Origin of the sequence: Bradyrhizobium sp. B124, from assembly GCF_038967635.1 — a bacterium.
In the GTDB taxonomy this organism is placed as follows: domain Bacteria; phylum Pseudomonadota; class Alphaproteobacteria; order Rhizobiales; family Xanthobacteraceae; genus Bradyrhizobium.
In genome coordinates this window covers 4,494,695-4,518,006 of the sequence record NZ_CP152413.1, presented here as the reverse complement: position 1 = coordinate 4,518,006, position 23,312 = coordinate 4,494,695, and the positions used below count along the sequence as shown (strand labels likewise).

21 protein-coding genes and 1 tRNA gene are annotated in these 23,312 nt (G+C 63.1%); 7 read left to right on the top strand and 15 right to left on the bottom strand.

The genetic code is table 11. The features are described from left to right. Positions 1–53: 53 nt before the first annotated feature. Positions 54–920, bottom strand: coding sequence for a sigma-70 family RNA polymerase sigma factor (locus tag AAFG13_RS21680; RefSeq protein ID WP_342713281.1), 867 nt, complete (start codon positions 918–920; stop codon positions 54–56). A gap of 110 nt (positions 921–1,030) precedes the next feature. Here AAFG13_RS21680 and AAFG13_RS21675 point away from each other — a divergent pair, with 110 nt between their 5' ends. Beyond that, entirely contained in the window at positions 1,031–1,486 is a 456-nt protein-coding gene (locus AAFG13_RS21675) for a carboxymuconolactone decarboxylase family protein (protein ID WP_212318409.1), read from the top strand. Positions 1,487–1,648: 162 nt separating this feature from the next. Here the strand turns inward: AAFG13_RS21675 and AAFG13_RS21670 are convergent, their stop codons facing one another. Then, positions 1,649–2,458, bottom strand: coding sequence for an alpha/beta hydrolase (locus AAFG13_RS21670; protein WP_342713280.1), 810 nt, complete (start codon positions 2,456–2,458; stop codon positions 1,649–1,651). A 154-nt stretch (positions 2,459–2,612) separates the two neighbouring features. Here AAFG13_RS21670 and AAFG13_RS21665 point away from each other — a divergent pair, with 154 nt between their 5' ends. Beyond that, entirely contained in the window at positions 2,613–3,155 is a 543-nt protein-coding gene (locus tag AAFG13_RS21665) for a methylated-DNA--[protein]-cysteine S-methyltransferase (protein WP_212318166.1), read from the top strand. Between the two features lie 173 nt (positions 3,156–3,328). Here the strand turns inward: AAFG13_RS21665 and AAFG13_RS21660 are convergent, their stop codons facing one another. The 8 genes from AAFG13_RS21660 to AAFG13_RS21625 form a co-directional block, all read right to left on the bottom strand. Then, positions 3,329–4,198 (bottom strand): MBL fold metallo-hydrolase, encoded by an 870-nt coding sequence (locus AAFG13_RS21660; RefSeq protein WP_342713279.1) that lies wholly within the window; start codon positions 4,196–4,198, stop codon positions 3,329–3,331. 19 nt (positions 4,199–4,217) lie between these two features. Continuing rightward, the gene (locus AAFG13_RS21655) at positions 4,218–4,391 is read right to left on the bottom strand and encodes a hypothetical protein (protein WP_342713278.1); all 174 of its coding nucleotides are present in this window, start codon (positions 4,389–4,391) and stop codon (positions 4,218–4,220) included. Between the two features lie 34 nt (positions 4,392–4,425). Then, positions 4,426–5,040: a glutathione S-transferase family protein gene (locus tag AAFG13_RS21650; RefSeq protein WP_342713277.1), complete on the bottom strand. Its 615-nt coding sequence runs from the start codon at positions 5,038–5,040 to the stop codon at positions 4,426–4,428. 277 nt (positions 5,041–5,317) lie between these two features. Continuing rightward, positions 5,318–6,160: a fumarylacetoacetate hydrolase family protein gene (locus AAFG13_RS21645; RefSeq protein WP_212318158.1), complete on the bottom strand. Its 843-nt coding sequence runs from the start codon at positions 6,158–6,160 to the stop codon at positions 5,318–5,320. Positions 6,161–6,300: 140 nt separating this feature from the next. Then, complete coding sequence (locus AAFG13_RS21640) at positions 6,301–7,149, bottom strand: MBL fold metallo-hydrolase (protein ID WP_342713275.1); 849 nt, start codon at positions 7,147–7,149, stop codon at positions 6,301–6,303. Between the two features lie 268 nt (positions 7,150–7,417). Further along, entirely contained in the window at positions 7,418–8,407 is a 990-nt protein-coding gene (locus AAFG13_RS21635; protein WP_342713274.1) for an NADPH:quinone reductase, read from the bottom strand. Beyond that, on the bottom strand, positions 8,404–9,186 hold the full coding sequence (locus AAFG13_RS21630) for an SDR family oxidoreductase (RefSeq protein ID WP_342713273.1): 783 nt from the start codon (positions 9,184–9,186) through the stop codon (positions 8,404–8,406). Before AAFG13_RS21630 ends, AAFG13_RS21635 begins: the two co-directional genes overlap by 4 nt. Before the next feature lie 233 nt (positions 9,187–9,419). Next, positions 9,420–9,935, bottom strand: a complete 516-nt coding sequence (locus AAFG13_RS21625) for a CvpA family protein (RefSeq protein ID WP_342713272.1) — start codon at positions 9,933–9,935, stop codon at positions 9,420–9,422. Between the two features lie 110 nt (positions 9,936–10,045). Here AAFG13_RS21625 and AAFG13_RS21620 point away from each other — a divergent pair, with 110 nt between their 5' ends. Then, positions 10,046–10,807: an SDR family NAD(P)-dependent oxidoreductase gene (locus tag AAFG13_RS21620; RefSeq protein WP_342713271.1), complete on the top strand. Its 762-nt coding sequence runs from the start codon at positions 10,046–10,048 to the stop codon at positions 10,805–10,807. Between the two features lie 448 nt (positions 10,808–11,255). On the opposite strand, the gene AAFG13_RS21615 is transcribed toward AAFG13_RS21620, so the two are convergent. Together AAFG13_RS21615 and AAFG13_RS21610 are read right to left on the bottom strand one after the other, a co-directional pair. Beyond that, positions 11,256–12,863, bottom strand: coding sequence for a choline dehydrogenase (locus AAFG13_RS21615; RefSeq protein WP_342713270.1), 1,608 nt, complete (start codon positions 12,861–12,863; stop codon positions 11,256–11,258). A gap of 102 nt (positions 12,864–12,965) precedes the next feature. Further along, positions 12,966–14,399: a coniferyl aldehyde dehydrogenase gene (locus tag AAFG13_RS21610; protein WP_342713269.1), complete on the bottom strand. Its 1,434-nt coding sequence runs from the start codon at positions 14,397–14,399 to the stop codon at positions 12,966–12,968. A gap of 316 nt (positions 14,400–14,715) precedes the next feature. Here AAFG13_RS21610 and AAFG13_RS21605 point away from each other — a divergent pair. Both AAFG13_RS21605 and AAFG13_RS21600 read left to right on the top strand, forming a co-directional pair. Continuing rightward, positions 14,716–14,792, top strand: a tRNA-Met gene (locus AAFG13_RS21605). Positions 14,793–14,820: 28 nt separating this feature from the next. Further along, positions 14,821–15,090 carry a hypothetical protein gene (locus AAFG13_RS21600; protein ID WP_342713268.1) on the top strand — a complete coding sequence of 90 codons (270 nt, stop codon included), beginning with the start codon at positions 14,821–14,823 and terminating at the stop codon, positions 15,088–15,090. A gap of 144 nt (positions 15,091–15,234) precedes the next feature. On the opposite strand, the gene AAFG13_RS21595 is transcribed toward AAFG13_RS21600, so the two are convergent. Next, positions 15,235–15,501: a hypothetical protein gene (locus AAFG13_RS21595; RefSeq protein ID WP_342713267.1), complete on the bottom strand. Its 267-nt coding sequence runs from the start codon at positions 15,499–15,501 to the stop codon at positions 15,235–15,237. Between the two features lie 323 nt (positions 15,502–15,824). Here AAFG13_RS21595 and gmd point away from each other — a divergent pair, with 323 nt between their 5' ends. After that, positions 15,825–16,916, top strand: coding sequence for a GDP-mannose 4,6-dehydratase (gmd, locus tag AAFG13_RS21590; protein WP_342713266.1), 1,092 nt, complete (start codon positions 15,825–15,827; stop codon positions 16,914–16,916). Between the two features lie 88 nt (positions 16,917–17,004). Here the strand turns inward: gmd and AAFG13_RS21585 are convergent, their stop codons facing one another. Then, the gene (locus AAFG13_RS21585) at positions 17,005–18,315 is read right to left on the bottom strand and encodes a WcaI family glycosyltransferase (protein WP_342713265.1); all 1,311 of its coding nucleotides are present in this window, start codon (positions 18,313–18,315) and stop codon (positions 17,005–17,007) included. A 66-nt stretch (positions 18,316–18,381) separates the two neighbouring features. Next, positions 18,382–19,356: a GDP-L-fucose synthase gene (locus AAFG13_RS21580; protein WP_342713264.1), complete on the bottom strand. Its 975-nt coding sequence runs from the start codon at positions 19,354–19,356 to the stop codon at positions 18,382–18,384. A gap of 1,172 nt (positions 19,357–20,528) precedes the next feature. Between AAFG13_RS21580 and AAFG13_RS21575 the strand changes: the two genes are divergently transcribed. Continuing rightward, complete coding sequence (locus AAFG13_RS21575; RefSeq protein WP_342713263.1) at positions 20,529–23,270, top strand: Ig-like domain-containing protein; 2,742 nt, start codon at positions 20,529–20,531, stop codon at positions 23,268–23,270. The last annotated feature ends 42 nt before the right edge of the window (positions 23,271–23,312 follow it).

Genomic DNA, 23,312 nt, shown 5'->3' with positions numbered 1-23,312 from the left:
TGTATAGCGCAGGGAGGACACTAACATCGCGGCCTGTTCGCCTCTAGCTGCGATCAACTCGGATCGAGGACTTCGACATCGAAGGCTTCGATCTCTGCGGGCTCAGCGGTGGCATCGATCGCCGCGATCTTGTCGCCAGATATCGTGACCCGCAGCACGACACGCAACGCGCCACCGAAGATGACGGCAACGCCGATCTCGCCATCGACCAGCGCTGGCTTCGCGGCCTGCGCGCGCCCCTTGAAGCTTTCCGCGACCGCAACTGCGCCGTGGGTGACCGGCAGCGAGCCGAGCCGCTGCGCGGCCTGATCGGCGCGCACCACGACGTCGGGCGCGAGCACGGCAAGCAGCCCCTCGAAGTCGCCGTTGCGGGACGCCGCGAGGAAAGCCTCGACGATGCCGCGCTGCCGGCTGAGATCGGCATCCGGCGCGGGCGGCGCGCCCTGCACGCGGCGTCTGGCGCGGCTTGCCAGCTGCCGCGCGGCGGCCGGCGTGCGTCCGACGATCGGCGCGATCTCCTCGAACGGCACCGCGAACATGTCGTGCAGCACGAAAGCCAGCCGCTCGGCCGGCGCCAGCGTCTCCAGCACCACGAGCAGGGCCGCGCCGACGGAGTCGGCCATCTCGGCCTCGCGCTCGGACGGATTGTCCGCGATCGGCTCCGGCACATGCGGCCCGATCGGCTCCTCGCGGCGTGATTTGCGCGAGCGCAGCATGTCGAGGCAGATCCGCGCGATCACCGTGGTCAGCCAACCCCCGAGATTGTCGACCGTGGCAGCATCGGTACGACCGAGCCGCAGCCAGGCCTCCTGCACGGCGTCGTCGACTTCGGCGGTCGAGCCCAGCATGCGGTAGGCCACCGCGCGCAGGCGCGGCCGGTTGGCCTCGAACTGTTCGGCCACAAACTTTTTCTCGTCCATCGGTCACATTCCCTTTGTCCGCTCCGTCATGGCCTTGACGAACGAAAGTGGGCCGATGTGACAACAGATCGGCACGGCTTCGTCAAAAGACAAATCAGGAGATTGACATGATGAAAGCCCGCATGAACCACCCGGTGATGGTTGTTCCCGATGCCATGAAGGCGCTGCAGGCGCTCAGCGAGAGCACCAAACCGGCTTTGCCGGAAAAGCTGCTCGAACTAGTGCATCTGCGCGCCAGCCAGATCAATGGCTGCAGCGTCTGCGTCGATATGCATCCGAAGCTTGCCAGGCGCGCGGGAGAGACCGATGAGCGGCTGTTCGCGGTCGGGGCCTGGCGCGACACGCCGTATTTCAGCGAAGCCGAACGCGCCGCGCTGGCGCTGACCGAAGCGGTGACCCGGCTCAGCGATCGCGAGGATCCGGTGACGGACGCGGTGTGGGACGAGGCGGCGAAGCATTTTGACGAGCAGCAGCTCGCGTCCCTGGTGCTGGGGATCGCCGCGATCAATGTCTGGAACCGGCTGAATGTTGCCGTGCGGCAGCCGGTCGGTGTCTGGAAGGTGTGAGGTGTGGGTCTCCCTCTCCCCGTTCTTACGGGGAGAGGGTTGGGGTGAGGGGCTCTCTCCGCGAGCGATGTGGTTGGACAGACCTGTACCCCCTCACCCGGCGCGCAACGCGCGCCGATCTCTCCCCGCAAGCGGGGCGAGATGAAGAGGTGTAGCGGCGCCTCAGCCCGCCAAGAACTCCAGCACGATCTCGCAATAGCGCTGCGGGGCCTGCTCGAACATCGGATGCGTGGTGCCCGGGATCATCTCGGTGCGCGCGCCCTTCACATTGGCGGCGAGGGCGTGCAGCACCTTCGGCAGCACGCCCTTGGTGTTGGCGCCGCCGATGAACAGCGTCGGCGTCTTGATCGCCTCCGCGTCGGCCTTCGAGAACGGCGGGCGCTGGTCGCGGGTCTGGCCGAGCAGGGTGGTCGCGTTGTCGCGCAACAGCTGCTTGGAGGTCGCCGGAATCCGCTTCCAGGCGCCGGGGCCTTCGAGCGCGTCCATGAAGATCTGCAAGCCGCCGTCGATGTCGCCCTTGGCGATCTCAGCGGCACACGCCGCGAAGCGTGCCGCCAGCGGCGAGGGGCCCGGCTTGAAATCGGGATCAAGGCTCGCGTCGAGTTCGCCGCCGGGCTCGGCGAGGATCAGCTTGCGCAGCAGGTCCGGCCGGCGCTGTGCGACGCGGAAGCAGATATGGCCGCCGCGGGAATGCCCCATCAGGTCGACCGGCTTGGTGTCGAATGTCCCGATGAAGGCGATGACGTCGTCGACATGTTGCGCGATCGAATAGGTGTCGCCAACGCCGTCCCAATGGGCCGGGAAGAAATGCCGCAGGCTGACCGCGATCACGCGATGCCGCCGTGTCAGCGGGCCGAGCACCGCCGACCAGATCCGGAAATCGCACAGCGAGCCGTGCACGCAGACCAGCGGCGGGCCCTCTCCGATATCGAGATAGGGCATGTCGAAACCGTTGACGCGGAGGCTGTGCATTTGGGGCTCGCGGAGGGCAGGAGATGTTGTTGATTTAGCCCAAGTTCCCACGGAATTCGGGTGGATAGCAACATTCTCCAAGCCTAGATTCCAGATCAGCAACAGGCTCGAATGTGTGAGCGCAAACGATATGAAGGAACATCTGGAGCGAGCCATGACCGGCCAGCATTTTGCAATCTTCGAAACCATGATCGGCGCCTGCGGCATTGTCTGGGGCGAGCACGGCGTCACCGGTGTGCAGCTGCCGATGGGCACCGAGGAGAAGACCCGCAAGCGCATCTTCCAGCGCAACGGCGACGTCACCGAGGCGGCGCCGCCGGCCGAGGTGCAGCACGCGATCGACGGTATGATCGAGCTGCTCGCCGGCAAGCCGAACGACCTCGCCGACATCGTGCTCGATCTCGACGGCGTGCCGGCGTTCAACCGCGGCGTCTACGACATCGCGCGGAAGATTCCGCCGGGCAAGACCGTGACCTATGGCGATATCGCCAAGCAGCTCGGTGGCGTCGAGCTGTCGCGCGACGTCGGCCAGGCATTGGGCCGCAACCCGTGCCCGATCGTAGTGCCCTGCCACCGCGTGCTGGCGGCCGGCAACAAGCCGGGCGGCTTCTCGGCCAATGGCGGCGTGGTGACCAAGCTGAAGATGCTGCAGATCGAAGGCGCGGTGGTGAACCACACGCCGAGTTTGTTTGATTGAGCGGGCAGGTATTTCCTGCTCCCTCTCCCCGTCCTTTACGGGGAGAGGGTTGGGGTGAGGGGCTCTAACCGCTAGGCGGTGATAGCCGATAGACCTGTACCCCCTCACCCGGATTGCATCTTGCGATGCAATCCGACCTCTCCCCGCAGGCGGGGCGAGGTGAAGAAAAAGAGCTACACCGTCTCACACACAAATCCGTTGCCCTTCCGGCTGATCTTGCCGACCGTCGGCGAGGGGAAGTGCGCGGGGCAGCACAGCGTGTCGGTGTCGCAATAGCGCTCCAGGAAGCTGCGCCGCGTTTTCGCGGCCTGCGCCGGGTCGACGTCGAACTTCGGCGACAGCTCCGGATAAAGCGTCTGGAGCGGCGAGTGCATCAGATCGCCGGCGAACACCGCATCGTCCTTGCCGCGGCCGAAGGTGAAGGCGAGATGGCCCGGCGTGTGGCCGGGCGTCGGCAGCACGCGCATGTGATCGCCGATCGCAAAATCATTGCCGACCAGGTCGGCCCGCTTGGCTTCGACCACCGGCAGCACGCTGTCGACGAAGGGCGGGACCTCTGCCTTGGCGTTGGTCGTGGTCCAGTAGTCGAACTCGCTCTTGTCGAACACGTAGCGCGCGTTCGGGAACGTCGGCACCCAGCGGCCATTCTCGAGCCGCGTGTTCCAGCCGACATGGTCGACATGCAGATGCGTGCACATCACATAGTCGATGTCGCCGACCGAAAAGCCCGCCGCCGCGAGGCCACGCAGATAGTTGTCGTCGGTCTTCATGTTCCAGCTCGGCCGCCCCGGCCGCGGCTTGTCGTTGCCGATGCAGCTGTCGATCAGGATGGTGTGGTGCGGTGTCTTCACGATGTAGGACTGGAACGCCAGGATCAGCGTGTCGCTGTCATCGAGTGCGCCGGCCGCTTTCATCCAGGCGCGGTTCTCCGCGAGCAGCTCCGGTGTCAGTCCGGGCAGCATGTCATGCGCGGGCAGGAACAGCCCTTCCTCCTCGACAATGCGATGAATGGTGAGATCGCCGGCGGCAAATTTCAAGCTCATGGTGATTCCTTGGATGAGGTCAGTGCGCGTCGCGCACGGCGGGAATGCTGATGTTGGCGAGGATATCTATCGCCGCAAGGTCTTGCTCCGGCGGGCCGTACCGGGCTGCCGTCATCATCATCACAAAGTCGAGATCGGAGAGGGTCAGCGCGAGCGCCAGGCTCGCGCTGAAAATCGAGAGGCGGGGACGCATTCGCGCATCGTCGTTCTCCCCACGCGTAGCCTTGCTACGCTGGCGGCGGCGCCGAGATCTTCACCGACGGCTGCTCCAGCATTCTCTGGTAGAACGCGTCGAGCTTGGGATAGGCCTTGCGCCAGCCGCAATCGGCGAAGCGGAAATCGGCGTAGCCGAGCACGCAGACGAGGCCGATCTGCGCGATGTCGAACGACGCGCCGTTCAGCACGTCCGGCCGGTTCTCGAACCGCGCCATGCCCGCCCAGGCCCTGTTCCAGTGGTCGTCATACCAGGCCTGCCACAGCGAACCCTGCGGCCGCACCATCTTCTCGTAGCGGCACAGCAGCATGGAATCGAGCATGCCGTTGAGCAGCGAATGATCGGTCTTCAGCTGCCAGCGCCGCGGACCGTAGCCCGGGATCAGCCGGCCGCCGCCGATCTCGTTGAGATATTCGACGATGACGTAGGAATCCAAAATGACGTCGCCATGGTCGAGGATCAGCACCGGCAGCTTCTTCAGCGGCGAGATCCTGGAGTATTCGTCATTGGCCGTGCCCGGCGCGACGCTGGCCGGCACCAGCTCGATCTTGTCGATCAGGCCAAGCTCGATCGCCGCGATGCGCACCTTGCGGGCGAACGGGGAGGCGGGAGAGAAGGTGAGTTTCATGGTGATGACCTCGTTTCGCATACACAGTCGTCATCCTGAGAGACCGTGAATGTATGACTCTCGATGACGCAACATACTCGATGTCGTCCCGGCGAAAGCCGGGACCCATAACCACCGAAAGTCATTGTTGCCCGACGCTGGGGCCGCAGCCTTCTAACAACTCAACCCTGTGGTTATGGGTCCCGGCTTTCGCCGGGACGACGAGGGGAGAGATTGCGCTGTATCCCAGTCATCCCGCGCAACGGCAAAGCCGTTGCGCGGGATGACGATTCCGAGACTACGCCGCGACGATTTCCTGGCGCTGCTCGCCGAGGCCTTCGATGCCGAGCGTCACGACGTCGCCGACATTGAGGAAGGTCGGCGGCTTCATACCGAGACCGACGCCAGGCGGGGTGCCGGTCGTGATGATATCGCCGGGCAGCAGCGTCATGAACTGCGAGACGTAGGAGATGCATTTCGCCATCGTGAAGATCATGGTCTTGGTCGAGCCGGTCTGCCGGCGCTGACCGTTGACGTCGAGCCACATCGACAGGTTCTGCACGTCGGCGATTTCGTCCTTGGTCACGAGCCACGGGCCGACCGGGCCGAAGGTGTCGTGCGACTTGCCCTTGGTCCACTGTCCGAGACGCTCGGTCTGGAAGTTGCGCTCGGAGACGTCGTTGCAGACGCAATAGCCGGCGACGTGGTTCAGCGCGTCGGCTTCCGAGACGTACTTGGCACGGGTGCCGATGATGGCGGCGATCTCGACTTCCCAGTCCAGCTTGGTCGAGCCGCGCGGCTTCTCGACGGCATCGTTCGGGCCGGACAGCGAGGTATTCGCCTTCATGAAGATGATCGGTTCGGTCGGGATCTGAGCGCCGGTTTCCTTGGCGTGGTCGGAATAGTTCAGGCCGATCGCAACGAACTTCGAAATGCCGGTGACCGGAGCGCCGAAGCGCGGCTTGCCGGAGACGGCGGGCAGGGAGGCGGGATCGAGGGCGGAAAGCTTCTTCAGCGATTCCGGCGTGTAGGCTTCGCCGGTCAGGTCCTTCAGATGGGCCGAGAGGTCGCGGAGCTGGCCGGATTTATCGATCAGACCGGGCTTTTCCGCACCCTTTTCGCCATAACGAACAAGCTTCATGTTGATCACTCCCTACGGTGTCTTGAGGATTGTTACTGGTATACCTCGACACGCTTCATGGAACAGCGCGCCGGGAAATTCAACCGCCATGAGCGCGCTGCATTGCTGCCAAGCCTTATGTCAAGGCCATTTCGGGCCGGTTACCCCAGCGCGACGAACCTGAAGGCGTCGCCGTCGCGCTTGATGTGGCCGGCATTGAAATGCCCGCCGATCACCAGCGTCGGCGTGTCGGCAAAGCGCGAGAACAATTCGCGCCGCGTTGCGGCCGATTGCTTCTGGTCGGAGTCCGCGGTCGATGACCAGTCGAGGTGATACATCTGGCAGGGATGATGCGCGACGTCGCCGGTCAGCAGTCCTTCCGCGCCGCCGGACTTGATGTGGATGCTCATATGGCCGGGGCTGTGTCCCGGCGTCGGGATCAGCGTGATCTCCTCGGTCAAGCGATGATCGCTCGGCACCAGTTCGGCCTTGCCGGCATCCGCGATCGGCTTCACCGAGTCGGCGAACACGGCGGCATGTGCGGCATCGTCGCTGTGGTCGCGCCAGTGCTCGAATTCGGTCTTGCCGAACACGTAACGCGCATTGGCGAAGGTCGGCACCCATTTGCCGCCGACGAGTTTCGTGTTCCAGCCGACATGGTCGACATGCAGATGCGTGCACAGCACGGTGTCGATGCTGTCCGGTGCAAATCCGGCCGCGGTCAGCTTCTCCAGGAACGGGTCGCTGCGGTTGTTCCAGGTCGGCACGTTGCGGCCCTGCTTGTCGTTGCCGAGCCCGGTGTCGACGATGATGCGGTGCTCCGGCGTCTCGACCAGAAGCGAATGGATCGACATTTTCAGCCGGCCATCCTCATTGGCGAAATGCGGGATCAGCCAGGGCAGGCTCTGGATCTCTTCCCGGCCGGCCAGCGGCAGGATGAAGCGCGTGCTGCCGACGGTCTCGAGCTCGACGACCTTTGTGATCTTGACCTTGCCGATCGTCCATTGCATGCGGCGTGTCCCCGGTTTTCTTGTTTCTCTCGTTTGCACTGCTCACTTCACCTCGCCCCGCTTGCGGGGAGGGGCATAAGCCGCCTACGGCGGCCGTCCTCAAGAACGCCGAAGCAGCGCTTCGGCTATGTCGCATGCAGCGAAGCGGAATGCGGTCCGGGTGAGGGGGAGCTTCCGCAGACTCCATCCTTACCATCTTTGCGGTGGCAGCCCCTCACCCCAACCCTCTCCCCGTAAGAACGGGGGGAGGGGGAAGAGAGCCTGCCCATCATCGCGCGCAGTCGACGATCACGGTGCCGATCTTGTCGCCCTTCTCGACGGCGAGATGGGCCTCGGCGGTCTCCGCCAGCGCGAATTGGCCGGCGATGTTGTGCACGCGGGTGCCCGACTCCAGCCAGTTCGTGATGTCGGCCTGCGCGGCCGCGAGCAGCGGCGGCGGCAGCGCGAACAACACCAGCGAGCGCACCGTGATGCATTTTTCCATCAATTCGCGCACCGGCAGCGTTGGCGTGCGGTTGCCGTTGGTGGCGTAGACCGCGATCGTCGAGTTCAGCGCCATGATCTTCAGCGTGGTCGCGAGATTGCCGCCGAAATCGACGTCGATCACGCGGTCGACGCCGCGATTCTCGGTGAAGGCCATCACCTTGGAGACGACGTCCTCGGTCCGGTAGTTGACGACCGTGTCGGCGCCGGCAAGCCGCGCCTCGACGTCCTTGACCTCTGAGCTCACCGTCGCGATCACGCGCGCACCGCCCCATTTTGCGAGTTGCACGGCATAGTGGCCGACAGCACCGGCGCCGCCGGTGACAAGCACCGTTTGGCCGGAGATCGGGCCGTCGGCAAACAGCGCGCACCACGCGGTCATGCAGGGGATGCCGAGCGTAGCACCTGCCGCGAACGACACGTCCTGCGGCAGCGGCGTCACCAGATAATCGGCGAGCGTGATGTATTCGGCGGCGGTACCGAAGGCGCGCCCGTTGCGCTGGCCGTTGAACAGCCAGACGCGATCGCCGACGGCAAAACGCGTCACGCCTTCACCGATCTGGTCGATGATCCCCGCGCCGTCGCTGTTCGGGATCACGCGCGGAAATTCCATCGCGCGATAGTTGCCGCTGCGGCGGCCGACATCGGCCGGATTGACGCCGGAGGCCGCGAGCCGAACCCGGACTTCGCCCGGGCCCGCGTCCGGCGTCGGCATCTCGCCGACGGTGAGCACCGTCGGCGCCGCGCCGGTCCGTTCGTACCAGACGGCTCTCATAACGTGCCCGGGAAGGCGCCGCCATCGAGCAGCAGGTTCTGTCCGGTGATGAAGCCGGCCTTGGCGCCGCACAGGAAGGCGCACGCGTAACCGAATTCGTCGGGATGGCCGAAGCGGCCGGCGGGGTTCAGCTTGGCGCGCTCGGCCAGCACCTGCTCGGCCGAGATGCCGCGCTTCTCGGCCTCGGGCTTTGCGGTGCCGCGCAGGCGATCGGTCTCGAACGGGCCCGGCAGCAGGCCATTGATGGTGACGTTGTTGATCACGGTCTTGCGCGACAGACCGGCGACGAAGCCGGTGAGGCCGGCGCGGGCGCCGTTGGACAGGCCGAGAATCTCGATCGGCGCCTTCACCGCCGCCGAGGTGATGTTGACGATGCGGCCGAACTTGCGCGCCATCATGCCGTCGACGGTCGCCTTGATCAGCTCGATCGGCGTCAGCATGTTGGCATCGATCGCCTTGATCCAGTCGTCGCGGGTCCAGTTGCGGAAATCGCCGGGCGGCGGGCCGCCGGCATTGTTGATCAGGATGTCCGGATCGGGGCAGGCCTTGAGCACGGCTTCGCGTCCGGCCGCCGTCGTGATGTCGCCGACGATCTCGGTGACGGTGATGCCGGGATGCGCCTTGCGGATTTCGTCGGCGGTCTGCTTCAGCGCCTCGGCGCCGCGCGCCGTCAGCGTGACATGCACCCCCTCATTGGCGAGCGCGATCGCGCAGGCGCGGCCCAGTCCCTTGCTCGATGCGCAGACGATGGCGCGGCGGCCTTTGATTCCAAGATCCACGAGTTCGCTCCCTGTGATGTCGGGTTGGTTTGTAAAGCTTCGATGGCGCCAGTCTAGCCAAGCCCGGCGTCGCCGGTAAGGGACGTGCAATGCATAAGTGCATGCCGGGCAGGAACAGGCGGGCGAACGCGATGGGTTAGAGCCCCGTTCCGATTGAATCGGAACGGGGCTCTAGATTTTGTTTTGACGCGTTTTCTTCACGCGAACCGGTATCCACTTCGCTCGAAAACGCTCTAAATGCACTGCTCGCGCCGCAGCCGCTCGATCGCCATGGTGGCTTCGGGCGGCAGCGACCGGAATCCGGCCTGTCCGGCGGCGGAGAACCACGGCCGCAACTGCGATCCGTTGAGGAATTGCGGCTGTCTCGCCGGCGGCACCAGCTGATCGAACACCAGCACCAGCGTGGTCACCACGAGGCCGACCCTGATCGCGCCGAGCAGCGCGCCGCCGAGCCGGTCGCCGATCCCGATCTCCGAGCCCATGGTGTCGTCGAGCATCGTCCGCGCCATCTTTCCGAGAATGACGCCGATCAGAAGGAAGAGGCCGAACAGCAGCACCCCGTTGGGCGGAAACGGCGAGGATGGCAGCGCTGCGATGTGGGGCCCGACCATCGCCAGCAGCGCGACCGCAAGCGGCATGGCAACGAGATAGGCCAGGATGGTGACCGCGCTGCGCAACAGGCCGGTTGTGAATCCGGTGGCGACCGCAAACAACAGACCGAGCGTCACGACGATGTCGAAGAGGTTCATGGATAAGGAATTCCTGCCCCGATCTCCTACGGTCCCCTGGTTGATCAAACCTGCTTACATCAAGGACAATTGTCGCTATCACTCGTCCGCTTCAATCCGGGAACCTGCCGATGTCCGACCTATTCGATGTCAGTAAAGAAATCATCCTCATCACCGGCGCCTCGCAGGGGCTTGGACGGCAGTTCGCCCGCGTGCTGGCGGCGCATGGCGCTGCGGTGGTGCTGGCGGCGCGCCAGATCGCGAAGCTGAAAGGCCTCGCGGAGGAGATCAAGGCCAAAGGTGGCCGCGCTGCCGCGGTGCAGATGGATGTTGCGGATGTTTCCGGCATTGCGAAAGCGCTCGACGCCGCGGAATCCGCACTCGGTCCGGTCTCGGTGTTGATCAACAATGCCGGCATCGCGATCGAGAAGCTCGCGACCGAGCAGACCGAGGCCGATTGGGACGCCGTGATCAACGCCAATCTGAAGGGCGCCTATTTCCTCGCGACCGAGCTTTCGCGGCGCATGATCCTGCGCAAGCAGCCGGGCAACATCATCAATGTCGCGTCCGTGCTCGGCCAGGGCGTGCTCAAGGCCGTCTCGCCCTATGCGATCTCCAAGGCCGGCATGATCCAGGGCACCAAGGCGATGGCGCTGGAACTCGCCGGCAACAACATCCGCGTGAACGCGCTGGCGCCGGGCTACATCGACACCGAGATGAACCATGATTTCTGGTCGACGCCGGCAGGCGAGCGGCTCGCAAAACGGATTCCGCAGCGCCGCGTCGGTGCGGAGTCCGATCTCGACGGCGCGATCATGCTGCTCGCCTCCAACGCCTCGCGCTACATGACCGGCACGGTGGTGACGGTCGATGGCGGGTTTTTGCTGAACTGATCCGCGCCTCATTCGTAGCCCGGATGGAGCGCAGCGAAAAGCCGCCAAACAAGATCTCATCCTGAGAGGATGTGAGGCTATGTCCTCGTCCACCGCCGTCATCGCCCGGCTTGTCCGGGCGATCCAGTACGCCGCGGCCCCCCGGCTCAAGCACTGTGGTCTCTGGAATACTGGATCACCCGCATGCGCGGGTGATGACACTGCGAGGGGCGTCTGCACGATTTCTGGATTCTGGAAGAATGCCGCTGATTTGCCCGACGAGTCAAGTTGCGGTGTCCGCCGGCAGTCGCCGGCTACTTTGCATGGGGTTGTTTTCGATATTTTGGCAGTGCGGCCCTGCGACGGCAGTCTCATAGGGTGGGCAAAGGCGCTCTCGCGCCGTGCCCACCATCAAGAGCCGGACAAGAAGAGGCGGGCACGCTTTGCCTTGCCCACCCTGCGCATTTGGTCACCCCGCCCGCATCTCAGCCTTGATCATGTCGGCGGCCTTCTCGCCGATCATGATGGTCGGCGCATTGGTGTTGCCGCCGATCAAGGTCGGCATGATCGAGGCGTCGACCACGCGCAGGGCCTCGAGCCCGTGCACGCGCAGCTTCGGATCGACCACCGCAAGCGGATCGCCGGTGCCCATCCTGCAGGTGCCGACCGGATGATAGACGGTGTCGGAGCGCGCCCGCAGGATGTTGCGGATATCGTCGTCGGTGCGGACATCTGATGTGAACATGTCCTTCTGCTGCAGCGCGCGCAGCGCCGGCGTGTCGAGCAGTCGCTTCGTCATCTTGAATCCCGCGACCATGGTCTCGACGTCGCTGTCCTCGCCGAAGAAATTCGGATCGATCGCGGGGGCTGCGAGGGGATCGGCGCTGTTCAGCCACACGCTGCCGCGGCTGGCCGGGCGCAGCAGGCAGACATGGCAGGAGAAGCCGGTGCCCCAGCGCGGCTTGCGGCCGTGGTCTTCCACCATGGCCATGCAGAAATGCAGCTGGATGTCGGGGACGTCGAGCTCGGGTCGCGTCTTCAGAAAGCCGCCGCATTCGGCGACGTTCGAGGTCATCGGGCCGCGCCGCTCGCGCCGGTATTGCCCGATACCCTTGAGGATACGCCCGATGCCGCTCCACGACAGTCCCGAGAAATAAGGTGCGTCGGAGGCGAAGCCGAACACGAAATCGGGGTGATCCTGCAAGTTCTGTCCGACACCCGGCAGACCATGCACGCTTGCGATGCCGTGCTTGCCGAGCGCCGCGGCGTCGCCGACGCCCGACAGCATCAGCAATTGCGGTGACTGGAACGCGCCGGCCGAGAGAATGACCTCGCGCCGCGCGCGCAGCACCTTCTTCTCCTTGCCCTGCATGTATTCGACGCCGACGGCACGCTTGCCCTCGAAGATGATGCGGGTCGCCTGCGCCTGCGTCTCGATCCGCAAATTCGGCCGGCGGCCCATGTGGGGATGGATATAGCCGCGCGCGGCGCTCCAGCGTTCTCCATTCCTCTGGGTCACCTGGTAGATGCCGAGCCCTTCCTGCTCGGCGCCGTTGAAATCGTCGCGAATCCGGAACTGGGCCTCGCGCGCGCCCTGCAGGAACGTCTCCTTGACCGGATTGTCGGACTGCAGGCCGGTGACGTTGAGCGGCCCGCCCTTGCCGTGATATTCGCCGTCGAGCTCGGTATTGTTCTCCGAACGCTTGAAATAGGGCAGGACGTCGGCATAGCCCCAGCCCGTATTGCCGAGCGAAGCCCAGTGATCGTAGTCGGCGCGATGGCCGCGGATATAGACCATGGCATTGATGGCGCTGGAGCCGCCGAGCCCCTTGCCGCGCGGCTGATAGCCGATTCGGCCGTTCAGGCCCTTCTGCGGCACCGTGTCGAATGCCCAGTTATTGAGCTTGCTCGAGAGCATGAGAATGATGGCGCCGGGCGTGGTCACCACCCAATTGTCGTTCTTGCCGCCGGCATCGAGCATCGCCACCGAGGTCGCCGGGTCCTCCGACAACCGCCCCGCCACCGCGCAGCCGCCCGAGCCGGCGCCCACCACCACGAAATCGAATGTGTCAGTCACGTATGTTTCCCCCTTCATTGTCATTCCGGGGCGATGCGTTAGCATCGAACCCGGAATCTCGACGTTCCGGGTTCGCTTCGCGCCCCGGAACGACAGCCCTGCCTACGACAACAGCCGCATCAGCTTCTCCAGCCGCGCGATCTTCGCGCCATAGGGCGGATAGAGATCGGCGAGCCGGTTGAAGCGTGAGCGGTAGAACACCGGCTTCAACTTGGTCAGCGTCTTGAATCCCCATTCGCCGTGATAGGCACCGGTGCCGGAGGCACCGACGCCGCCCATCGGCTGATAGGCCTGCGCGAAATGGAACAGGCAATCGTTGACGGTGACGCCGCCCGACACAGTGCGTGCCAGCACCTGATCGCGCGCGGCGTTGTCGGTACCGAACCAGTACAGCGCCAGCGGGCGGTCGCGCCGGTTGATGAAGGAGATCGCCTCGGTTGCGTCGCGCGTGCCCATGACCGGCAGCAGCGGTCCGAAGATCTCCTCCTGCATCACGGTCATCTCGGGCGTGGCATCGACGATGACGGTCGGCGGGAATTTGCGCCTCGCCTTCCACTCGGGATCGTTCGGCGCGGCCGGCTGCATGATGGTCGCGCCCTTCGCGGCGGCGTCGGCGACGAGACCCTCGAGCCTTGCATAGTGCCGGTCCGAGACGATCGAGGTGTAGTCCGGATTTTTCGGATCGGTACCGAACATGTGCTGCGTGTGGCCTTGCAGCCGCATTGCGAACGGCTGCACCGAGGCTTGCGGCACCAGCACGTAATCGGGCGCGATGCAGGTCTGGCCGGCATTGAGCAGCTTGCCGTAGGCGATGCGCTGCGCGGCCTCGTCGATGTCGGCGGAGCCGTCGACGATCGCGGGCGATTTGCCGCCGAGCTCGAGCGTCACCGGTGTCAGGTTGCGGCCGGCCGCCTCCGCGACCAGCCGGCCGACGCGGGTCGAGCCGGTGAAGATCAGATGATCGAACGGCAGCGCGGCAAAAGTCGTTGCGATGTCGTCGTCGATATCGGTGACCGCAAGCTCGGTGGTGTCGAACTTCTTCTCGATCACCTCGGCCAGCAGCTCGGCGAAGCGCGGCACCAGCTCGCTCGGCTTGATGATGGCGCGGTTGCCGGCGGCGATCGCGGCGACCGCGGGCGCCAGGGTCAGCTGCAGCGGATAATTCCAGGGCGCGATGATCCCGACCACCCCGAGCGGCTGCGGGATCAGCCGGTTCCTGGCCGGCGCGAACTGCACCGTGGTCGGAATCCTCTCGGGCGCCATCCAGCCCTTGAGGTGCTTGGCCGCATGCTTGATCTCGCCGAGCACCAGCATGGTTTCGGCGATCGCGGTCTCGATGGTGGAGCGGTGGCCGAAATCGGCCGAGATCGCCGCCTCGAATCGCGCCTCGTTCTCGGTCAGCGCGGCGCGCAGGCGGCGCAGCCGGTCGAGCCGCGCCTGCAATGTCGGCGCCGGCTCGCTGCGGGACAGCTCAAACTGGCGGTGAAAGGTGTCCTCAAGCGCATGCAGCCCCGGGCTCTTCAATGGCCGGTCCATGGCGTTTCCCCTCGAATGACGTGTCCTTGACGGATTTTGTTGGGCGCCAAGCTCCGCTTTTGCGCGCGATCTGGCAAGAGCCGGTTCCCGACGGTAAATTTGCCAGGAAAACCACCGATTTCGGCGTCACAAAATCCTCAAAAACCCGCATCCGGGGCTTTCCAAACCGTACTCACGTTGATACATACCCCTCGCACCCGACGGCTTCGGCCCGGGTCGCCTTCTCAGGAAGCCCTCCGGACGGATCGATCGGCGCCATCTGACGCGTTGGCCGACCGGCTCGGGCACTCTTTCTGCAAGGCACGCAACGGTTTAACGCGGGGTGGAGCAGCCCGGTAGCTCGTCAGGCTCATAACCTGAAGGTCATAGGTTCAAATCCTATCCCCGCAACCAAGTTCGACACGGAAACCCAGCAATCTGAATGGATTGCTGGGTTTTTGTTTTTTGGGTCGAACGTCGCCGCAACGCAATCAACGACTCGGGTTTTCGTGGGTTCGAAACACCCGCCACCTCCTGCGGCCGGCATCACGACACCGGGCGCGAACAGCGGAGGCCGACTTGCCTTGGACATCTCGTGTGGCTTGATTGGGGGATACCGTCGATCTCGCTGATCAATCGGATTATCGACGCCGTCAACTCGCGGTATCGTCTCGACGATGTCGGCGCGTGGATGGCCCTGACGGTCGTGTGAGCCGAACCAGAGGAGGTCGCTGCGGCGAGGGACGTTCAGTATGGCGCCATTGACGAGGTGCTTCGGTGAACCACCAAGCGTGCAGGCGATGCGCATCCGGATTTCAATCGCGCTTGCCTCGATGCGTTGTCGACACAAGCTCGATCATTTTCTGTCCTTGTCGGCGGTGTCGTCCACGTTGCCTCCATTGTCGACGCATTTCTTGAAATAGTCGCGTTCGGCTTGTCCGTTGCCTTTGGCGCTGCCCGCCGCCGGATTGCCGGGCTGACGTGGTGGAAAGTTCTTCGCAACGAGCGCATTGCATTTCCTCGCGACCTCAACGGTGACGGCTGATGTCTCGGATGGCAAAAGCAGGGGAGCCACCAGCGAGAATGCAAGAGCGGCTCGCTTGAACTTCTGTTCGGCGCGCATGGTTACCCTCCCTTGTGTGCTGCCATCATCGTTGACGCGGCGTGATCCTATCGCGGGGTGCAAAACAGGCAATGCTCGATTGCGCAACCCGTTCACGCCGCAGTCCGCAGATCAGCGCCTTGCGAGCCCTGGATCAATGCGAGCCTTGGATCAAGATGACCGCAAGGCTGGAGCGGGTCAGGTGCGTCGTCTGACGCGGCACGTACGATCCACCGCCGGGCGATTAATCTTACGCTGCAACAATTGCCGTCCTGATCGACCTCCGCACTGCGCATGCAAGCTGATTTTGGCTACATATGCGGATCATATTTTGAGTAGGCTATATGACCAAAAAAAGAGCATTAATAACCGGCGTAACTGGTCAAGACGGTGCGTATCTGGCCGAATTACTGCTCGCGAAGGGCTACGAGGTCCATGGCATCAAGCGACGGACCTCGCTTTTCAATACCGACCGCATTGATCATCTCTACGTCGATCCACACGAGCCGGATCCGCCGTTCCGACTGCACTATGGTGATTTGACCGACTCTTCCAGTCTGATCAGGATCGTCGGCCAGGTACAGCCGGACGAGATCTACAATCTCGCCGCTCAAAGTCACGTGGCCGTTTCGTTCGAGGAGCCGGAATATACCGCGAATTCGGACGCTCTCGGCACGCTGCGAATCCTCGAGGCGATTCGGATCGTGGGGCTCGAGAAGAAGTCTAAATTCTACCAGGCCTCGACGTCAGAACTGTACGGCCTGGTGCAGGAAGTCCCGCAGAAGGAGACCACTCCGTTCTATCCGCGGTCGCCTTACGCCGTTGCGAAGCTCTACGCCTACTGGATCACGGTGAACTATCGTGAGGCGTACGGAATGTATGCCTGCAACGGAATTCTGTTCAATCATGAGTCGCCCGTGCGGGGCGAGACCTTTGTCACCCGAAAGATCACGCGAGCGTTGGCCCGCATCCACCTCGGCCTTCAGGAACGTCTTTATCTGGGCAATCTTGACGCGCTCCGCGACTGGGGACATGCGCGTGACTACGTCGAAATGCAATGGCTGATGCTGCAGCAGGACACGCCGGAGGACTTTGTCATCGCGACCGGTGTGCAGCACTCGGTTCGCCACTTCGTCGAGGTTGCCGCCGGCGAAGTGGGGATGCGGATCCGCTGGGAAGGAACGGGCGTCGACGAAAAGGGCTATGATGCCGCCACAGGCAAGTGCATCGTGTCCGTCGATCCGCGCTATTTCCGTCCGACGGAGGTCGCGACCCTGTTGGGCGATCCCTCCAAGGCGAAGGAGAAGCTTGGCTGGTGGCCCAAGACCTCGTTCGAAAGCCTCGTGCGTGAGATGGTGCAGGAAGATCTCGCGTCAGCGAAGCGAGATGAACTGATCAAGCAACACGGCTTCAGATATTATCCGCGTCACGAGTGACGGCAGCCCAGAACGCCGTCTGGCGCTTGTTGAGGCGGAGGCCCCGAACGATTTCCGTGACCACAGGCAGCGGCGCCTCCCAATGCCGTCAAGGCAGACGGATGGCGTCCTTCACCGAGATCGCGTCGGGCGGGCCAGCGGTCATCGCCGCCTGCGTTCCGGACGGGGCCGGTGCGTTTCGCATCGCGCTCATCTCGAGCGCCCAGCGACCGACGATGGCCCGACGATCCCAACGCTCGAGTGAGCGCTTCCGTCCCTCGGCTCCAAACGCCGCGCAGAGCGCCGGATTCTGGGCAAGCGTGCAGATCGCATCGGCGAGAGCCCGCGTGTCGCCGGGCGAAACGACCGTCCCGGCACCGTTGACCTCCTCGGCCAACCCCGTTCCTTCGGTCGCCATCGCGATCACCGGACGGCCGGAGCCAAGCACGGCCCCAAGCTTGGATGGCAAGACCAGATCAGCCGCCTCCGCCTTCTGCGGAATGAGATGCACGTCCGCCGTCGCCATCAACTCGTTGAAGCTCTCGTTGGGTTGCAGTCCGAGAAAATGAACATTGGAGCGGCCGGCCGCCATTTTGATCAACCTCGCCTTGTCAGGCCCTTCTCCCGCGAGGATGAAATGAATGTCGGGATGGCTGTGTTGCAGGATGGAGGCGGCGTCGATCACGAGATCGAGCCCCTGCTTGGTCGACATCGTGCCCGAATAGAGTCCGACGATATCGCTTTCGTCAATGCCGAATTCATGCCGATACCTGGTCTGCCGCGACCGAGGAAAGATGGCGTTCGTGTCGATCCAGTTTCTGATCTCGACGGTCCGCTCCGCAGGAACGCCCTTGGCCAGCAGCCGGTCGACCATCTGCGGTGAAATCGACGATACCCGGTCGAACGACCGAAGGATGCGAGATTCGGCCCCGAGCATCAGCCTGCGAAGCGCGCCGTTTCGAAGAAATCCGAGATCAAAGGCGGCATCAACCTCGAAATCCTGCACATGGAGCCAGGACTTCACACCGATCCGCCGCGCGACGAACGAAACGAGCGCGGACGACATCAAGGAGGGAGCGGTGGACAGCATGACGTCGGGGTGCCATTCGAGCGCCTTCGTCAGCATCGGCAGCGCGCTCGTCAACGCAAACGAGGCATGGTGCAGCAGCCTCTTCGCACCCGTCGGCTTCCGCGGCACGTATATCGGGGCGCGCGTGATCTCGACACCATTGACGTTCCGGGCCCTGAAATAGTGGCCGTCGAAGCCGGCCGGGATTCGCCAGGCGGGGTAATAGGGCGGTGCAGTGATCACTCTGACCTCGTGCCCCTCGGCCACAAGGCTCTCACAGAGCTCCGTGTTGTACTTCGCAACGCCGATCAGATCGGGCGCATAGTTGATGCCCACCAACAGAATACGCATTCAAGTACAATCCAACTTCTAAAACTGGAATCGAAAACTCACGTCTCGAAAAAAGCGTTGATCTCGTCAGTCGCCGGAATTCATTTCCAAATGACGACCGTAGCCCTTCAGAAAATCCTTATATGCCCCCGCCAGCCCGGTCGGTAGCGGGGTAGTCGAACGCCAGCCCAGTTGGCGAATCCGCGAACTGTCGAGGAGCTTGCGGGGCGTGCCGTCCGGCTTGGACGTATCAAAAACCAACTTGCCCGCATAGCCCACGACCTCCGCTACCATGGCGGCAAAATCGGCGATAGTGACTTCGTCACCACTGCCGACGTTGATGGGCAGATCGTTCGAGTAGTTCTTCAAGAGGAAGACGCACGCATCGGCGAAGTCGTCGACGTTGAGAAACTCACGAAGCGGATTGCCCGTGCCCCAGACGGATACCGTCGGGGTCCCTGCCAGCTTGGCCTCGTGGAAGCGTCGTATCAGCGCCGCCGGCACGTGACTGTGCGCTGGATGATAATTGTCACCGCGGCCATAGAGGTTGGTCGGCATCACCGATATGAAATCGTCACCATGTTGCAGCCGGTGTGCCTGACAGATCTTGAGGCCGGCAATCTTGGCGATTGCGTACCATTCGTTGGTCCGTTCGAGCGGCCCTGTCAGCAATTCGCTTTCGGCGATCGGCTGCTTGGCGTGCTTGGGGTATATACAGGACGAGCCGAGAAAGAGCAGGCGCCCAACGCCGGTTGCATGGCTTGCGCGGATCACGTTCAGTTCGACAGCGAGATTGTCGCAGAGAAAATCGACGGGGAAATTACTGTTGGCGGCAATGCCGCCGACCTTGGCGGCAGCATGGATCACGACGTCCGGACGGTTTGCCTCGAGCCACCGCAATGTCGGTTGCTCCTTCGCAAGGTCGAGCTCTCGGCGATCGGCATAAAGGAGGGTGCACCGCTCCGACGCGAGGCGGCGCACGATGGCCGAACCTACCATTCCGCGATGGCCGGCCACGAAGACCCGCCTTCCAGTCAGATCGTAGGAGAACCCCCCTGACATAAATTAACCCTTGCCTACTGAAATCCGAATGCTTCACGGCCGCCGCCAGGGCCTTTCAATGTTTGTGGTCCCCGGCGTTCGAAACCGAGCCGGGCAGCCGTTCCAATACTCCCTACCAATACGACGGCCGGTTGTAACCGAACGAGTATATTAATGATGAAGATGCGAAGGGATCCTCAGGCGGGACAACACAATGACGGCCTATTCTCCCAAATGTGGCCAGGTATGCGACAGATGAGCAGCACAACCTACTTCAAAGATGGTGGATGAAAGTTCGAGAATACCAACAGCTCAAATTCAGCCGGCCAAAGGCCGCAATGCCGAGGATGCCGGTCCGACCAACTATGCAATAATTCTCCGCCCAAGTTAAGGTCCATTACGTCTCTCCCTTCAGGGACGTGCCGTTGCAGCACCCGAAAATTTACGGGCAAAGCAACGAGGCTATGCGCTGTCGGGCGACCACGGAATCTTACGGGGTCGGAAAAGTCTCTTCCGCGTGCTCGGCAAAGTGCAGGAAATTCTCGTTCGGGCCACGGGGCGCACCGACTATCACATTCCTGGGTTTCCCCCGACGGGGCGTTACGACACGCATGCGGCGAGAGAGTAAGTCAGGTCAGGTCCGGACTCGCATGACCACTGGATCATCTCAGCCTGAGAGATGGAGACCCGTCCGACATCCAACGTTCGCGTCGATTCGTAGATGAGCCGCTCGATCTGCGATTGAGATGTCTGCAACTGCGGACCCAAATGCCGCCGTCGAACGTGGAGAGGCAACTGCCCTGCTCGTGATGTTCGCGTCGAATTAACCTTGCTGAATTGCACCTGCCGGCGTCCGTCAAAAACCATTGATGCCAATCCGTATAATTTTAGCGGTGCTCGCAGGCGCACCTTAATGACCAAAACAACTCGTACCCGGCCATTAAAGTCAGGAAAACGGGCGATGCCATAGCAATTTCCCAGCTGAGGAGAGTGCTATGTCGATTGATCCGAAAAATCTCGCTGGAACGGCCACACTCACGTTTTCGGACGATTTCAACTCGCTCAGCCTGTGGAATGGCGCGAGCGGCACCTGGGATTCGACCTATTGGTGGGCGGCCGCCAACGGCATCAACATTGGTGGCAACCAGGAGGTCAACTGGTACATCAACAGCAATTATGCACCCACGAGTTCGGTGACGCCATGGACCGTGAGTAACGGCATCCTCGATCTTCATGCGGGCCCCGCAGCTGCCGCGATCCAGCCCTACATCAACAATGCCCAGTACACGTCGGGCATGATCACAACCTATCACTCCTTCTCGCAGCTCTACGGCTACTTCGAGATGAGGGCCGAGCTGCCGGCCGGCCAGGGGCTCTGGCCAGCATTCTGGCTGCTGCCCACGAACAACGCGCTACTCGGGACCGTGCCCGCTCAAGAGCTGGACATCATGGAGTCGCTCGGCAACAACCCGACGATCGACTACATGACATCGCACAGTTCTGCGACGGGCAGCATGCAGCTCCAGCAGAGCGGAGTCTCCGTCCCGACGATGACGTCTGGATTCCATACCTACGGCATGGATTGGGAGGCCGATACGATTACCTGGTACGTCGACGGAGTGAAGATCTTCCAGATTGCCACTCCATCCGACATGCACACCCCCATGTACATGATCGCCGACCTGGCGCTGTACGGGCCGGCCATCACCGACCCCAGTGCGCCGGTCGGCGGCGACATGCTTATCGACTACATCCGCGCCTATTCCGCCAAACCGCCTGTCATTCAGATCAACTCGTTCTCGCCCGATAGCAACATCACCGGCGACGGCATCACCAACGCGAAGCAGATTACGCTGACGGGCTCGGCTGCCGTCGGCACGACAGTCCAGATATTCGACGGCTCGACCAAGCTTGGCACGGCGGTGACAGACAGCACCGGAAAATGGTCGTTCGTCACGGCAAATCTGACCGACGGGGTTCATCCTTTCACAGCGAAGACGGCGGATCAGAGCGGCAACGTCGCGTCGTCGACGGCACTCACGGTGACGGTCGACACGACCGCGCCCGCGACGCCGAGCATTGCTTCATTCACGCCAGACAGCGGAACGATCGGCGACGGCATCACCAACCAGAACCACGTCACGCTGAACGGTACCGCAGAGGCCAGCAGCACGGTCCAGATCTTCGACGGAACGACGCAGATCGGCACGGTGGTTGCCGACAAGACCGGCAGCTGGTCTTTCGCGACGGCAACCTTGAGCGACGGCAACCACGCGTTCACGGCCAAGGCGATGGATGTTGCCGGCAACGTCAGCTCCGCCTCTACGTCGCTTACCGTGACGATCGACACGACGGCTCCCGCCCAGCCTGTCGTTGCGTCGTTTACGCTGGCTCAATCCGCCATTGCCGGTACTGCCGAAGCCGGCGCGACCATCGCACTCTATGACGGCACCACCCCGATCGGCTCTGGAAAGGCCAAGAGCGACGGCACCTGGAGCATCAACGTCGGTTCGCTTTCCTCGGGCTCCCACTCGTTCTCGGTGACTGCGACCGACGCAGCCGGCAATACGAGCGTGCAATCCAATGTTCTCCAGACCAAGGTCATCGAAAGCGCGGGAAGCACGACCCTGGAGCAGGTCGGAACCAGCCTCCACTTTGTCACAGGCAGCACCGACGTCGTATTCAAACTGGCGGGTGCCGCGCTGAGCACGGATCAGTTCCCCAGCTACAATTTCATCGGCGCCGAGAAGACGGCGACCGGCTACGACGTCGCCTGGAAGGATGCCGGCCCCGGACTTTATTCGGTCGTGGCGACCGATACGAACGGCAACTTCCTGTCGACCATCGCCGGCTCGGTCTCCGGCACAAGCGATGCGCTTCGATCGCTGGAGTCGACGATGCATCAGGATCTGAACGGCGACGGCACGATCGGCCTGCGCGTCAAGATCATCGAGACGGCGGGCAGCACGATCCTCGAGCAGGTTGGAAACAGCCTCCACTTTGTCACAGGCAGCACCGATGTCGTGTTCAAACTGGCGGGCGCTGCGGTCAGCACGGATCAATTCCCCAGCTACAATTTCATCGGTGCCGAGAAGACGGCGACCGGCTACGACGTCGCCTGGAAGGATACCGGCACTGGCCTGTATACGGTCGCGGCCACCGATGCGAACGGCAACTTCCTGTCGACCATCGTCGGCTCGGTCTCCGGCTCGAACGCGTCGCTGCTCTCGCTGGAGGCGACGATGCATCAGGATCTGAACGGCGACGGTACGATCGGCACGAAGGCCGGCACCGTCGCGACCAGCGTTAGCCTGCAGCTTACGATCGATGCTGGAGGCAGCCTCGAGCTCGCCGGCGCTGCGTCGGGCGCGATCACATTCGGCAAAAACACGGGCATGCTGATCCTGGATCAGTCCACCAAGTTCACCGGCAATATCGTGGGTCTTTCGGGCAATGGCGATCCGACCGCCTCGGATATCCTCGACCTGAGGGATATCGCGTACGGTGCCGGCACCCGGGTTTCGTACATCGGAAATACCTCGGGCGGCGTGCTGACGGTCACCGACGCGCAAAACCATGCTGCGCATCTGAATCTGACGGGCGACTACACGCGAATGACATTCGCACTGTCCAGTGACGGACACGGCGGCACATTCGTCATCGACCCTCCCGCGACGAACATTGCTCCGCTGACGCTGTCGATGCCGAATCAAGCCGCCACAGTGAGCCAGGTCGGCGATGGATTTGTTTTTCATCCGTCCGCGGCCGCCGCCAGCACAAGCACGTATGATGGCCACGCCCCGCCGCCGTTCAACGAGGCGCAGCTTGATTGGTACACGAATGCGATTGCGCAGGATGTGCATCTCGACATTCACGCCCTCGCGGATGCTATGGGCTACACCCACACCCACGACAGCTTCATGCTGCATATGTAGAGGGAGCAGAAGCGCGTCTTCCTGAGGGGGAGGGGCAGAGAC

Bases quoted from the DNA above. Each gene is read 5' to 3' on its own strand.
- AAFG13_RS21680 (WP_342713281.1), bottom strand. From the start codon at position 920: ATGGACGAGAAAAAGTTTGTGGCCGAACAGTTCGAGGCCAACCGGCCG.
- AAFG13_RS21675 (WP_212318409.1), top strand. From the start codon at position 1,031: ATGAAAGCCCGCATGAACCACCCGGTGATGGTTGTTCCCGATGCCATG.
- AAFG13_RS21670 (WP_342713280.1), bottom strand. From the start codon at position 2,458: ATGCACAGCCTCCGCGTCAACGGTTTCGACATGCCCTATCTCGATATC.
- AAFG13_RS21665 (WP_212318166.1), top strand. From the start codon at position 2,613: ATGACCGGCCAGCATTTTGCAATCTTCGAAACCATGATCGGCGCCTGC.
- AAFG13_RS21660 (WP_342713279.1), bottom strand. From the start codon at position 4,198: ATGAGCTTGAAATTTGCCGCCGGCGATCTCACCATTCATCGCATTGTC.
- AAFG13_RS21655 (WP_342713278.1), bottom strand. From the start codon at position 4,391: ATGCGTCCCCGCCTCTCGATTTTCAGCGCGAGCCTGGCGCTCGCGCTG.
- AAFG13_RS21650 (WP_342713277.1), bottom strand. From the start codon at position 5,040: ATGAAACTCACCTTCTCTCCCGCCTCCCCGTTCGCCCGCAAGGTGCGC.
- AAFG13_RS21645 (WP_212318158.1), bottom strand. From the start codon at position 6,160: ATGAAGCTTGTTCGTTATGGCGAAAAGGGTGCGGAAAAGCCCGGTCTG.
- AAFG13_RS21640 (WP_342713275.1), bottom strand. From the start codon at position 7,149: ATGCAATGGACGATCGGCAAGGTCAAGATCACAAAGGTCGTCGAGCTC.
- AAFG13_RS21635 (WP_342713274.1), bottom strand. From the start codon at position 8,407: ATGAGAGCCGTCTGGTACGAACGGACCGGCGCGGCGCCGACGGTGCTC.
- AAFG13_RS21625 (WP_342713272.1), bottom strand. From the start codon at position 9,935: ATGAACCTCTTCGACATCGTCGTGACGCTCGGTCTGTTGTTTGCGGTC.
- AAFG13_RS21620 (WP_342713271.1), top strand. From the start codon at position 10,046: ATGTCCGACCTATTCGATGTCAGTAAAGAAATCATCCTCATCACCGGC.
- AAFG13_RS21610 (WP_342713269.1), bottom strand. From the start codon at position 14,399: ATGGACCGGCCATTGAAGAGCCCGGGGCTGCATGCGCTTGAGGACACC.
- AAFG13_RS21600 (WP_342713268.1), top strand. From the start codon at position 14,821: ATGGATTGCTGGGTTTTTGTTTTTTGGGTCGAACGTCGCCGCAACGCA.
- AAFG13_RS21595 (WP_342713267.1), bottom strand. From the start codon at position 15,501: ATGCGCGCCGAACAGAAGTTCAAGCGAGCCGCTCTTGCATTCTCGCTG.
- gmd (WP_342713266.1), top strand. From the start codon at position 15,825: ATGACCAAAAAAAGAGCATTAATAACCGGCGTAACTGGTCAAGACGGT.
- AAFG13_RS21585 (WP_342713265.1), bottom strand. From the start codon at position 18,315: ATGCGTATTCTGTTGGTGGGCATCAACTATGCGCCCGATCTGATCGGC.
- AAFG13_RS21580 (WP_342713264.1), bottom strand. From the start codon at position 19,356: ATGTCAGGGGGGTTCTCCTACGATCTGACTGGAAGGCGGGTCTTCGTG.